Below are 12,270 nucleotides of genomic sequence, written 5' to 3' on the forward strand. Positions count from 1 at the left end.
TTTAGAATAAACTCAATAAATATAAAAAAACTTAATTTTTATCATATAATAATTCGTTTTTAATGATCAGATCTTTAATGATGATGCAGAAGCTATTCTCATTTTTATAATATAATAAGTACATTCTTTATTAAAATGTTTTATGTACTTTTGAAGTAAGATTTCAATACTATGCATCAACATTTTTTACTTCATAAACCACACGGTTACCTGTCTCAATTCATTTATGAAAAGAAAAGGAAAAAGAAAATGTTAGGGGAATTGTATCCTTTTCCGGCTGGAACGATGGCGATCGGAAGACTTGATGAAGATTCAGAAGGATTGTTATTATTAACCACTGATGGAGTAGTAAGCGAGCAGGTGCGAAGCCGGGATATAGAAAAAGAATACATAGTTCAGTTAGATGGTATTATCGATCAACAGGCAATTGATATCCTTAAAAAAGGTGTTCAAATTGGTGTAAAAGGAACTAAATATCTTACGAAAGAATGTAGTGCCACACTTATTGAAAAACCAGAATGGATCAGTGAAGGCAGACGCATTAGGGATGAACGCCACGGACCTACAAGCTGGATTTCTATTACACTCACAGAAGGTAAGTTTCGCCAGATTAGAAAAATGACGGCTGCGGTAGGGTTTCCTACATTGAGACTGATCCGTGTTAGAGTTGGTGATTTTCATTTAAAGGGATTAAATGCAGGAGAAGTTAAACTTTTTGACTGGAAAAATGAGTAAATCAGTTTTATCAACCAATGAAAGCTTTAAATTCCAACGTATTGTTGCTATTGTCGGTGTGGCATTATTTGTTATTAAATTTATAGCCTGGTACATCACTGATTCAGTAGCTATTCTTACAGATACGCTTGAAAGTATTATTAATGTTGTTTCCGGTTTTGTAGGTTTATACAGTCTGTATTTATCAGCACTTCCGAAAGATCATAATCATCCGTATGGGCATGGTAAAGTAGAATTTATATCGGCATCACTGGAAGGTGCCTTAATCAGCATTGCCGGTGCACTCATCATCTATGAAGCCATAGCCAACCTGCGTTATCCGAAACAAGTTACACAAATCGATTATGGAATCTATCTCGTTTCCATAACTGCCATTATCAACTATATCGTTGGATTCTTTGCTATAAAAAAAGGCAGGAAAAATCATTCGGTAGCATTGATTGCCAGCGGAAAACATTTACAGTCAGACACCTATTCAACCATAGGTATCGTGGTTGGACTGATTGTGCTGTACTTTACCCGGCTTCCATGGCTGGATAGTGTGATTGCTTTGATATTTGCGGGTATTATTATTTATACAGGCTATAAAATTTTAAGAACTGCCATATCCGGTATCATGGATGAAACAGACGTAGAACTGTTAGAAGAAGTTGTGGCACATTTGCAGCAAGAACGTCGTGAGAATTGGATTGATTTGCACAATCTCCGCATAATAAAATACGGAAGTACCCTGCACATTGACTGCCATATGACAGTGCCCTGGTATTTCAATATCAATGAAGGGCATCATGAAGTAGATATACTTGAAGACATTGTCCGTAAACATTTCGGAGACCGTATTGAACTTTTTGTTCATTTAGATGGCTGCAGAACATACTCCTGCCAGATTTGTACCAAAGAAGAGTGTCCGGTACGTCAGCATGCTTTTGATCATAGAATAGACTGGACAATTGAAAACATTTCACTTAATCAGAAACATCATAAAACAACAGAAGAAGAGAACTAACGGATTCTGAATTGTTTGTTATTCCGGTCAAAAATAATAGTTTCATCATCAAAAAAATGATCAAATACTCCCTGTTTAATCAGTTGATCCGGCGTATCAAAGTATAATCCGTCCCTTTTCATTAAAATAATCTGATTGCTGAGTTGAAGTGCTAAATCCAGATCATGCGTAGAGAATACTATACATTTATGTGTATTTTCGGCCAGATTTTTTAATAATTTAAAAAGTTTTACTTTGTGATATAAATCCAGATGGGTAGAAGGTTCATCCAGAATAATAATAGGAGTATCCTGTGCAATGGCTCTGGCAATCAATACTTTTTGGAACTGACCGTCGCTTAATTCGTAATATTTTTTGTTTTTTAAATGCATTATATCAGTTAGTACCATGGCATTTTCTATCTGAGAAATGTCCTGTGGAGCCAATTGATCCAGCCAGTTGGTATAGGGTTGTCGTCCCAAAGCAATCAGTTCATATACCGTCAGCGAACTTTCCGGTAATTTTTCAGTAAGTACCAGACTCAATTTTTGAGACAGGATTGAAGAACTGTAAGATTCAATAGGCTGATCATCAATAAAAACGGAGCCCGACAATGGAGCTAATATACCTGAAATTGTTTTTAAAAAAGTAGATTTTCCGATCCCGTTGCTACCCAGTAGCGAAATAAGCTTACCGGATTCTAAAACAACAGAAATATCTTCAGCAATGACTTGCGTTCCTTTTTTATGATCATATCCGATATTCAGATTTTTCGTTTGTATTACACCCATTCTCAAAAATACTTACATTTTTTTCATAATCCAATAAAAGCCTGTACTGGCCATCAGAATGATAATAATATTAAGGGTCCATAGCGTATTGAAACCGAAACGATCTGCTATCTGAGTACCAACAAACGGAGAAGCAACGTGAGCAATAGCAAAAGAAATTGCATTTAATCCCATATAGGAACCTCTGTTTACCGGATTGGAACGATTTACGGCAACTGTTGAGGAGAAAGGCATTACCAGGATTTCTGAAATACAGATGAGAAACATAGAAAAATACAGTACCCAAACGGCGTGTGAGGGGAGCAGAACAAAATAAGACAAACCGCAGAAAATACATCCGATGATAAGATTCGTACTCAGTGTGAATTTCTTTTCTGTAAAATGCACCAGAGCCATCTCAAGCGTGAAAACTATAATTCCGTTAAAGGCCATTAAAATTCCTACATTTTTTTCGTCGAGTAATGCGACGTTTTTATAGAAAAGAGGAAGCGTATTTAAAATCTGAAAAAAGCAAAAAGCATATAAAGCAACACAAACACTGAACAAAATGAACTTTTTGTCATTGTAGGCAGTTTGTTTCTTTTCTTTAGGTATTTCCTGAATCCTGTTCAATGCATTTTTTTCAGAATGGTTTCCTTTTTTGGAACGAAAATAGAAGAAAAAGACCAAACCGGCTGAAAAAGACATTACAGCATTGGTGTAAAACAGGAAATCATAAGAAACAGCGGCAAGAAACCCTCCGATAGCTGGACCTATAGAATACCCAAGATTCAATGCCATTCGATTCAGAGAAAATGCCCGTGTCAGATTTTCAGGTTTTGCATAATAGGAAACGGAAGCACTATTAGCCGGGCGAAAAATTTCTTTGACAAAACTCAGAAAGAGAATCGCAATACACAAGGATTCAAATGATTTGAAAAAAGGCAGAATCAGATAAAAAGGAATCGAAAAAAACAAACTCATCGTCTGAATTTTAAAAGATCCGAATTTATCCGTAAGCCAGCCGCCTACAAAAGATCCTAAAATAGAACCTACACCAAAACAGCTCAGTACAATGCCGGCACTTTTTAAGGAAAAACCTAAACTGGCGGTCATATACACGCCCAAAAAAGGTAAAACCATAGATCCGCTTTGGTTGACAAACATAACCAATGCCAGAATCCATGTTGCACGTGATAGACCTCTGTAAGAGTCCAGATAATTATTCCAAAAATTTTTCATAACCAACCAAAAAACTTCTGCAAAGGTACTTGTTTAGACCTGAATTTTGAGAGGGAACAAGGAAAATAATTATAAGCTTTCAAATTGGTGAAATATAGCAAAAAAACTATCTTTGTCTAAATATTATATTTCAAATAAATGAAACCTAACACACAACAATTACAACAATTAGCGATTCAGGTCAGAAGAGATATTCTTCGTATGGTTCATGCCGTAAACTCAGGACATCCGGGCGGATCATTGGGATGTACAGAGTTTTTTGTAGCCTTGTATCAATCTGTAATGGAACGCAAAGACACTTTTGATATGGATGGGGTAGATGAAGACCTTTTCTTTTTATCAAATGGGCATATATCTCCGGTGTTTTACAGTATTCTGGCCCGCAGCGGATATTTTCCGGTAAGCGAACTCGCTACCTTCAGAAAAATCAATACGCGCTTACAGGGGCACCCAACTACACACGACCATCTACCGGGAGTACGTGTAGCTTCAGGCTCATTAGGTCAGGGATTATCTGTGGCAGTAGGAGCAGCACAAACTAAAAAATTGAATAAAGACAATAAATTGGTTTATGTGCTTTTGGGGGACGGAGAATTACAGGAAGGACAAAACTGGGAGGCACTTATGTATGCTGCAGCCAACAAAGTGGATAATGTAATTGCTACTGTAGACTTAAACGGAAAACAGATAGACGGACCAACAGATGTTGTTCTTAATATGTTTAGCATTAAAGATAAATTTGAAGCGTTTGGATGGGAGGTATTGGAAATACCAAACGGAAACAACTTAGAAAAAGTAATTGAAGGATTGGAAAAGGCAAAATCCAAAACCGGAAATGGAAAACCTGTTGCCATCATGTTGCATACCGAAATGGGTAACGGTGTAGATTTTATGATGAATACGCATGCATGGCATGGAAAAGCCCCTAATGATGACCAGTTGGCACAGGCTCTGGAACAAAACGGAATGACTTTGGGAGATTATTAATAAAACCAAAAAATACTATGAAAAAAATAAGTTTATTTTTAGGAATTTTCCTGATCAGTTACACAGGATTCAGCCAGTCTAAACCTACTGTTGAACTCAACAAAAAACTGGTATATTCTTTAAAAGACAGATCTTCTTCTGAACAGAATTTCGGATATGATATCAGTATCTATTTAGGAAGTAAGAAAACGAATCTGATAGAAATAAATTATGCCAGTTATTACTATGAAACGCTCATGTATAAAGAAGGAAAAAGAATTCCTTTAAATCCGTTCGGACTTGAGCGCAATGTAGTGGTTAAGAATGATAAAATGTATAATTCTTTTGCAGAATCTCCTTTATTTGACGCCAAAGTTGAATTGGTAGCCATGAATAAAAGTGATGTCATTTTCAATATTCCATGTAACTATTATGAGATAAAAAGTACAGATGACAATTTTTCATCACCTTTTTTTGAAACCTGTCTTTGTATTGATGAGAAAAATGAAACCAAAAATCTGAAAAGTTTATTGCCATCCGTTTCTATAGATGGTTTGATACTCGCTTTAAAGAAGATTGACAGCGATGAAAGTTTTGAATTAACGGATATGAAGAATGTATCCATCAAACTGGATTTCGATTTTGATAAAGAATACAAGGATCTGGAAGAGAAATATTTAGCTCAGAAAGCAGCATCCGAAGCAGAATATGAAGCTTATGCTGTAGATTCAATTGCAGTAACGGAAGCTGTACCATATTATGGTGAAGACTCCTATTATGATTACTATTCAGACCCATTGTGTAATACCTATGAGTATTTTCAGGATATGGATGCCAATTTGCTCAACATTGCCAATCTTATCAAAGATACAGGGTGTACATTATTGTATGCTGATTCTGATTATGATGGTATAAAAGATTATAAAAGAGAAGAAGTAATAAAGATTTATGAAAAACATATAAAATCTTCGGTAAAATCTTTTGTAAAATCTAAAGCGATTACAAAGAAAGAGGGAAAGACACTTACTGCTTCACTGGAAAAAGTACTGGAGGCTGCAAAAAAATACAATCCTAAAGAATTAGAGTCTTCTCAGGCAGTAGATGCTGCAGACTATGCATACGCAGTAGCAGATACAGCTGCTGTAGCGTATGATGAATATGACTTTTATACTAAATACGAGTCTGTATATAAAGATATGGTTTCGGAACCTGTTTTTTTAGCAGCAGAATTAAATGATTCAAAAGAGTTGTTTAAGGATAATATGCCTCAATACTGTTCCGAGCTTTCACAAAAAATTCCTCAGTTTGAAGACAAGAAATTATATTATGAAGTATATAATTTGGTAGGGCAGATATGTGATTTATATATCTACCAAAACGGTGGATACGTTGACTATTTTACCACTATAAATTCTTTTAGAAAAAGCTTGTTGGAGATAGAAAATAAACGAGAAAAGATGTCTAAAAAAGACCAAAAATTATTAAAAGAATATTTAAATTCCCTTGATTAAAGAATAAAAATGAAAAAATATATAAATACAGGAAGTAAAGATACACGTTCAGGATTCGGTGCAGGACTAACAGAATTAGGGCAGAAAAATGAAAATGTAGTAGCCTTATGTGCTGATTTGATCGGATCATTGAAAATGGATGATTTCAAAAAAAATCATCCGGATCGTTTCTTTCAGGTTGGTATTGCAGAAGCCAATATGATTGGTTTGGCAGCCGGAATGACGATAGGTGGGAAAATTCCTTTCACAGGTACATTTGCTAATTTTTCTACAGGACGCGTATATGACCAGATTCGTCAATCTGTTGCCTACTCGGAGAAAAATGTAAAAATTTGTGCTTCCCATGCAGGGCTTACTTTAGGAGAAGACGGTGCTACTCACCAGATTCTTGAAGATATTGGTTTGATGAAAATGCTTCCGGGGATGACAGTTATCAATACTTGTGATTATAATCAGACCAAAGCAGCTACAATTGCTATCGCTGAACATAACGGACCTGTTTATCTACGCTTTGGACGTCCGGTTGTGCCTAATTTTATACCGGAAGATATGCCTTTTGAAATTGGAAAAGCATTAGTTTTATCAGAAGGAACAGATGTAACTATTGTAGCTACTGGACATTTGGTTTGGGAAGCATTGATTGCAGCAGAAGCTCTTGAGCAAAAAGGAATTTCTGCAGAGGTAATTAATATTCATACCATTAAACCACTTGATGAGGCAGCTATTTTATCATCTGTAGCCAAAACAGGTTGTATGGTTACAGCCGAAGAGCATAATTTCTTAGGAGGACTTGGAGAAAGCGTAGCGAGAGTTCTATCGTTAAATAATCCGGTTCCGCAGGAATTCGTTGCTGTAAACGATACATTTGGCGAGTCTGGTACTCCGGAAGAGCTTATGGAGAAATATGAACTTAATGCAGACAGTATTATTAAGAAAGTAACCAAAGTATTGGGACGCAAAAAATAATCTGTTTTGAGAATACCTACAAAAAAAGGTTGTGAAATTTCACAACCTTTTTTATTTATCATGTTCAACCCAGATCAATTTTCCGGTATCATAACCTACCTCTGTGGCGATTTTTACATATTTATCTTTTATCTCCTGAGGCATGGTCTTATAACGCGATAAAAACCAGATATAATCTAAATTGTCTCCCATAATAAGAGCATATTCATAATTTCCGTCAATAGAGATAATGTTATAACCGGAATAAAAAGGACCAAAAAAGGAAACCTTTAGCCGGCCTTCTTTGTCTGAATTAACAAATTTAGCCTTGCCTTCGGCATCTTTCCATTTATTTGTTTTATAATTATATCCCTTATTCAGAACTTTTATACTACCGTCATCATTCAGGGAATAATTAGCCGTAGTATTATTCAAATCCCGTTCAAACTTAAAGTCAAAACGTGCAATTTCGTACCACTGTCCAAGATATTTTTCTTTTTCAAAATCTTTCACAGCCGTAGCTTTATCAGGGATGTTGACACAGGCGGCGAACAAACAGCTGATAAGGATAAGTAAGATAGATGGTTTTCTCATAATATTTCTTTTTTATTAAAGTTAACCAAATATTTTTGAAAAATAAAAAACCCGGATGTTGATCCGGGTTTTTTATCTATTCTTCAGCATCCTTTATAAAAGGGAAATTACCAAATTCTTTTGCAAGTGCTTTCGTCTTATAAGCCAGACTTGAATTCTTGTTATTAAAGCAGATAATGGTAGCTGAATCTTTTCTTATGGTAATATAAGAAGTTTTGTTTCCCCTCCACCATCCGTTGTGAAACGTATATAAATCGCCATCACCGCTTGGTTCAATCATACGGAGACCCAGACCATAATTATTCTGACCTGATTTTTCGTAACTATAACCTTTAAACATTTGTTCTTTCATCTTTTTACTCAAAAACTCATCTGAGTATAAAGCGATATCAAGTTTTAGCAGGTCACGTGGAGTGGTATAGATATTTTTATCTCCGTAAGTACCGTCTAAATAATCCCAATGCATTCGTTTATTATTGGCATAATAAGACTGGGTAACTTCATTCTTTTTAGTCATATCGTCAAATACAAATGTATTTTCCATCTTTAAAGGTGTGAAAATTAAACCATCTAAAGCTTCTTTAAAAGGCTTTTTCGTGATTTTTTCTACTATTAGAGCGAGTAATACATAGTTGGTATTGGAATAAGTAAAACGTGTATCTGGTGTAAAATCAAGTTTGATGCCTTTTGTAGATAATAATTCCAATACATCTTTATTGGTAATCGTTTTTTTACGGTCCCAAACACCAGCTTTTTCCGTAAAATGACCATAATAAGGAATTCCTGAACGGTGTGATAACAGGTTTCTTACAGTAATAGTACTGTAGGGAAAACCTTCTAAAATAGTATTTACTTTCTGATCAAGATCCAACATTTTTTTATCGGCAAGGCGCAATACAGAAACGGCTGTAATAACCTTACCCACAGAAGCAACGTGCATTGGTGTTTCTTTGGTTATTTTTTCTTTTTCTTCAAAATTGGAATATCCCTGATAGTCTTCATAAATGATTTCACCATTTTTAGCCACTAAAAAACCACCTGAAAAACCACCTTTATCAATATAGGATTTATAATAATCTTCTACGGCAAGTTTTTTATCTTCTTTATATTTTTCTGATAATTTGCTGAATTTAACTTCATATAAATTCTTCTCTTTTTTCTTTGAATCCAGACTCTGTGCATTGGCTTCATTTTTACTGCATGCTGACGAAAAAAGGGTAAGGGAAAGGGCTGCTATATATAAAAATTTCATAAAAGTAAATGTGATATATGCAAATATACAATCTTCAAAAAATTACATCTAAAAAAAAGACTAAAAATTATTAAAACTTTCTTATAAAGTTTTATTCCCTTATTTTTACAAAAAATAAATGATAGTTATGAGTAAAATAAATTGGCAGACAGCCATCGAATTTGATGATATTACTTATAAAAAATGCGATGGAGTTGCGCGTATCGCTTTTAATCGTCCTGAAGTAAGAAATGCCTTTCGTCCAAAAACAACGGCAGAGCTTCTAAGAGCTTTTCACGATGCTCATGAAGATACTTCTATAGGAGTAATCTTACTTTCTGCTGAGGGGCCTTCTCCTAAAGACGGTGTTTATTCCTTTTGCAGCGGAGGTGATCAAAAGGCAAGAGGATATCAGGGATATGTCGGAGAAGACGGTTATCATCGTTTAAATATTCTTGAAGTGCAACGGTTGATTCGTTTTACTCCAAAAGTTGTTATTGCCGTAGTTCCGGGCTGGGCTGTAGGAGGTGGACATTCATTACACGTGGTGTGCGATTTGACATTAGCGAGCAAAGAACATGCGATTTTTAAACAGACCGATGCTGATGTAACCAGTTTTGATGGTGGTTATGGTTCTGCTTATCTGGCGAAAATGGTAGGACAGAAAAAGGCAAGAGAAATATTTTTCTTAGGAAGAAACTATTCTGCACAGGATGCTTATGAAATGGGAATGGTAAATGCTGTTATCCCGCATAATGAACTTGAAGATACGGCTTATGAATGGGCACAGGAGATATTGGAAAAATCTCCTATTTCTATAAAAATGCTCAAATTTGCCATGAACCTGACAGATGACGGTATGGTTGGTCAGCAGGTTTTTGCAGGAGAAGCTACCCGATTGGCGTATATGTCTGAGGAAGCAATAGAGGGAAGAAATGCTTTTTTGGAAAAAAGAAAACCCAACTTTGATAAAAAATATATTCCATAAAAAAAAGCTCTCGAAAGAGAGCTTTTTCTGTATTAAAAATTTAAAGTACCGTTGAGTTCAACATTTTCTTCTATAGTCTCCAATCCTTTTCGCGCATTAAATTTTCCTTTAAAGGTTATTTTACATTTAATTACTTTTTGTTGTACTTCCGGCATATCTCTTATTACCTGTATATTACTTAATGTCCAATTTCCTTGATTTTCGATACTTTCGTAAATAATTTGATTAGTGATATCAGTAATCATAAAGTCATTGTCAACAAATGTAAATTGATGATTATCCAAATCGCCTATATTTCCGGCAAGCCCCCAGGTACTGTAATTGATTATAAAAAGATAAACGGTTTTTCCCATTACAGTTCCTTGTGTCGCCACTCCTGTTCCGACACCGTTTGATGTAAATGTAGTACCGCTTTTAGTTCCGGATGTAACGTTCACTACAAAGTTGCCATTGTTGTTATTCGGATTTCCATTATTACCATTGTTATTAGCATCCGTTACGTAATCAGGTTCACATGCTGAAAATAACCCCATACCCGCAGTTAAAGCGAGGCAAAAAAAAATAATTTTTTTCATAAGTGTAAAGTGTTTCTAATTATTGTTTAAAAAAAAGATAAGCAAATATGTGAAAAAATATGTATTCTTTGTCCTATTCTGCTGAAAATAATTTATAAAATGTATTTTTGTTGAAAATATCAGTAATGAACCGATTATTATTCCTTGTAATTTTTTTTGTTTCAATGCCTCTTATGGCACAAAACTATATTGATTTTTATTTTAAATCAAAAGGAGTAGATGGTTCTGTTCTTATCTATAATGAAACCAAAAACAGTTGGATTTTTAATAACGAATCGGATCTGACGCATCCGACACCACCGGGAACTACTTTTAATATCCTCAATACGCTGATTGCTCTGGATCTTGAGAAAATAACACACTCGAGTGATGATTTTTTATCATGGGACAGAATAAAAAGATACTATTTCGGGCTTCCTATGAAATCGTGGAATTGTGATACCAATTTAGATGAAGCGCTCTATTATAGAAACGATTGGTTTTTTGAGCGAATTTCCAAAACAATCTCCGATAAAGATTATTTTTTCTTTTTAAATCAACTGAAATATTCCAACAGAAAAATCAACAGAAAAATACCTGATTTTTGGAACTATGGCGGTCTGGCTGTGACACCCCGACAACAAATAGATCTGTTGCAAAAACTGTATCATAAACAATTACGATTCCATAAAGAACACCAGCAATATGTGTTGGATCAAATGCTGGTAAATAAGAATGAAAAAATCACTTTATATGGGTATAATGCTTATACGGTTTATAAGGGTCAGGCCGTTGACTGGTGGATAGGTATTATTGTAACCAAGGAAGATACTTATTATTTTTCAACACGTATTTATAAATCGATTGAAGATCTTTCAGTAAAAGAATTTCAAACATTAAAATATACGATTACAGGTGAGATCTTAAATGTATTGGGAATTATGTAAATAAAAGAAGACCTGTATTGGATACAGGCCTTCAGGATTGGATTTATTAAATTGAATTCGAGGCTTATTTTTGTAAGTAATAATTCAAAACGCATGCCAAAAACATATTTGCAGATTATTGTGCTATTAAATTCTGCGGAGTTTTCATACAATGTATTCTCTTTTTTATACTATAATAAGGTACGAATATTATTGCTTTTTTACAAATTTTGTAAGGATAACCAATAGTTGTCCATCTACTTTACCTTCAATCTGTTCCGTATTGTCATGAACCAGTCGGATATTTCTTACGGCAGTTCCTATTTTAGCATTGATGGTAGATCCTTTGACATCTAAATCTTTTATTAAGGTTACAGTATCACCACCTACCAGAATATTACCATTACAGTCTTTATGCAGGTCAATAGACCCGTCACCTTCATGATCACCGGTTTGTTTTGCCCATTCCAGATTTTCATCATCCAGATACATCATATCCAATAAATCTGCAGCCCAGCTTTCATTTCTGAAACGGTTGAGCATACGCCAGCTGACTACCTGAACTGCCGGAACCTCACTCCACATTGCCGTTGATAAACATTGCCAGTGATTCGCATCCGGAGCTTCTTTTTTCTCTATTTGCGATAAGCAGGTTGTACAAATGTAAATTTCACGATCCGCCAGATTACTTGCTGTCGGAGGTACATCATAGACAGATAAACCGGATTTGCTTTCGCACAGTTCGCATTGATTTCCGCTTCTTGTCTTTAATTTTTCTTCTGTTTTCATGGATTATAAATTAATGTGCAAAAATAGCAAACAA

The 12,270-nt window shown here is 35.0% G+C and carries 13 protein-coding genes; 7 read left to right on the top strand and 6 right to left on the bottom strand.

The annotated features are described in order from the left end of the window. Nucleotides 1-171 precede the first annotated feature (171 nt). Nucleotides 172-735 (top strand): pseudouridine synthase, encoded by a 564-nt coding sequence (locus QW060_RS06330; protein ID WP_290362801.1) that lies wholly within the window; start codon nt 172-174, stop codon nt 733-735. Further along, nucleotides 695-1,741: a cation diffusion facilitator family transporter gene (locus tag QW060_RS06335; RefSeq protein WP_290362802.1), complete on the top strand. Its 1,047-nt coding sequence runs from the start codon at nt 695-697 to the stop codon at nt 1,739-1,741. The genes QW060_RS06330 and QW060_RS06335 overlap by 41 nt, the downstream gene beginning before the upstream one ends. On the opposite strand, the gene QW060_RS06340 is transcribed toward QW060_RS06335, so the two are convergent. Then, complete coding sequence (locus QW060_RS06340) at nt 1,738-2,511, bottom strand: ABC transporter ATP-binding protein (RefSeq protein WP_290362803.1); 774 nt, start codon at nt 2,509-2,511, stop codon at nt 1,738-1,740. The genes QW060_RS06335 and QW060_RS06340 overlap by 4 nt on opposite strands. Before the next feature lie 12 nt (nt 2,512-2,523). Beyond that, nucleotides 2,524-3,732 (bottom strand): MDR family MFS transporter, encoded by a 1,209-nt coding sequence (locus QW060_RS06345; protein WP_290362804.1) that lies wholly within the window; start codon nt 3,730-3,732, stop codon nt 2,524-2,526. Between the two features lie 138 nt (nt 3,733-3,870). Here QW060_RS06345 and QW060_RS06350 point away from each other — a divergent pair, with 138 nt between their 5' ends. The 3 genes from QW060_RS06350 to QW060_RS06360 are packed head-to-tail and all read left to right on the top strand — an operon-like array spanning nt 3,871 to nt 7,175. Beyond that, on the top strand, nt 3,871-4,719 hold the full coding sequence (locus QW060_RS06350) for a transketolase (protein WP_290362805.1): 849 nt from the start codon (nt 3,871-3,873) through the stop codon (nt 4,717-4,719). 17 nt (nt 4,720-4,736) lie between these two features. Beyond that, the gene (locus tag QW060_RS06355) at nt 4,737-6,209 is read left to right on the top strand and encodes a hypothetical protein (RefSeq protein WP_290362806.1); all 1,473 of its coding nucleotides are present in this window, start codon (nt 4,737-4,739) and stop codon (nt 6,207-6,209) included. A 9-nt stretch (nt 6,210-6,218) separates the two neighbouring features. After that, the gene (locus tag QW060_RS06360) at nt 6,219-7,175 is read left to right on the top strand and encodes a transketolase family protein (protein WP_290362807.1); all 957 of its coding nucleotides are present in this window, start codon (nt 6,219-6,221) and stop codon (nt 7,173-7,175) included. A gap of 51 nt (nt 7,176-7,226) precedes the next feature. Here the strand turns inward: QW060_RS06360 and QW060_RS06365 are convergent, their stop codons facing one another. Both QW060_RS06365 and QW060_RS06370 read right to left on the bottom strand, forming a co-directional pair. Beyond that, the gene (locus QW060_RS06365; RefSeq protein ID WP_290362808.1) at nt 7,227-7,748 is read right to left on the bottom strand and encodes a lipocalin family protein; all 522 of its coding nucleotides are present in this window, start codon (nt 7,746-7,748) and stop codon (nt 7,227-7,229) included. A gap of 76 nt (nt 7,749-7,824) precedes the next feature. Next, on the bottom strand, nt 7,825-9,000 hold the full coding sequence (locus QW060_RS06370) for a serine hydrolase domain-containing protein (protein WP_290362809.1): 1,176 nt from the start codon (nt 8,998-9,000) through the stop codon (nt 7,825-7,827). A gap of 127 nt (nt 9,001-9,127) precedes the next feature. Between QW060_RS06370 and QW060_RS06375 the strand changes: the two genes are divergently transcribed. Beyond that, the gene (locus tag QW060_RS06375; protein WP_290362810.1) at nt 9,128-9,967 is read left to right on the top strand and encodes a 1,4-dihydroxy-2-naphthoyl-CoA synthase; all 840 of its coding nucleotides are present in this window, start codon (nt 9,128-9,130) and stop codon (nt 9,965-9,967) included. Nucleotides 9,968-9,999: 32 nt separating this feature from the next. Here the strand turns inward: QW060_RS06375 and QW060_RS06380 are convergent, their stop codons facing one another. After that, the gene (locus tag QW060_RS06380) at nt 10,000-10,542 is read right to left on the bottom strand and encodes a hypothetical protein (protein WP_290362811.1); all 543 of its coding nucleotides are present in this window, start codon (nt 10,540-10,542) and stop codon (nt 10,000-10,002) included. A gap of 110 nt (nt 10,543-10,652) precedes the next feature. Here QW060_RS06380 and QW060_RS06385 point away from each other — a divergent pair, with 110 nt between their 5' ends. Continuing rightward, complete coding sequence (locus QW060_RS06385; RefSeq protein WP_290362812.1) at nt 10,653-11,468, top strand: penicillin-binding transpeptidase domain-containing protein; 816 nt, start codon at nt 10,653-10,655, stop codon at nt 11,466-11,468. 189 nt (nt 11,469-11,657) lie between these two features. Here QW060_RS06385 and QW060_RS06390 read toward each other — a convergent pair whose 3' ends face one another. Further along, nucleotides 11,658-12,236 carry a PhnA domain-containing protein gene (locus QW060_RS06390; protein WP_290362813.1) on the bottom strand — a complete coding sequence of 193 codons (579 nt, stop codon included), beginning with the start codon at nt 12,234-12,236 and terminating at the stop codon, nt 11,658-11,660. Nucleotides 12,237-12,270: the final 34 nt, after the last annotated feature.

The sequence above is a fragment of the Paenimyroides ceti genome (assembly GCF_030409925.1).

Excerpts from the sequence above, each read along its gene's own strand:
- QW060_RS06330 (WP_290362801.1), top strand. The coding sequence starts at position 172 with ATGCATCAACATTTTTTACTTCATAAACCACACGGTTACCTGTCTCAA.
- QW060_RS06335 (WP_290362802.1), top strand. The coding sequence starts at position 695 with ATGCAGGAGAAGTTAAACTTTTTGACTGGAAAAATGAGTAAATCAGTT.
- QW060_RS06340 (WP_290362803.1), bottom strand. The coding sequence starts at position 2,511 with ATGGGTGTAATACAAACGAAAAATCTGAATATCGGATATGATCATAAA.
- QW060_RS06345 (WP_290362804.1), bottom strand. The coding sequence starts at position 3,732 with ATGAAAAATTTTTGGAATAATTATCTGGACTCTTACAGAGGTCTATCA.
- QW060_RS06350 (WP_290362805.1), top strand. The coding sequence starts at position 3,871 with ATGAAACCTAACACACAACAATTACAACAATTAGCGATTCAGGTCAGA.
- QW060_RS06355 (WP_290362806.1), top strand. The coding sequence starts at position 4,737 with ATGAAAAAAATAAGTTTATTTTTAGGAATTTTCCTGATCAGTTACACA.
- QW060_RS06360 (WP_290362807.1), top strand. The coding sequence starts at position 6,219 with ATGAAAAAATATATAAATACAGGAAGTAAAGATACACGTTCAGGATTC.
- QW060_RS06365 (WP_290362808.1), bottom strand. The coding sequence starts at position 7,748 with ATGAGAAAACCATCTATCTTACTTATCCTTATCAGCTGTTTGTTCGCC.
- QW060_RS06370 (WP_290362809.1), bottom strand. The coding sequence starts at position 9,000 with ATGAAATTTTTATATATAGCAGCCCTTTCCCTTACCCTTTTTTCGTCA.
- QW060_RS06375 (WP_290362810.1), top strand. The coding sequence starts at position 9,128 with ATGAGTAAAATAAATTGGCAGACAGCCATCGAATTTGATGATATTACT.
- QW060_RS06380 (WP_290362811.1), bottom strand. The coding sequence starts at position 10,542 with ATGAAAAAAATTATTTTTTTTTGCCTCGCTTTAACTGCGGGTATGGGG.
- QW060_RS06390 (WP_290362813.1), bottom strand. The coding sequence starts at position 12,236 with ATGAAAACAGAAGAAAAATTAAAGACAAGAAGCGGAAATCAATGCGAA.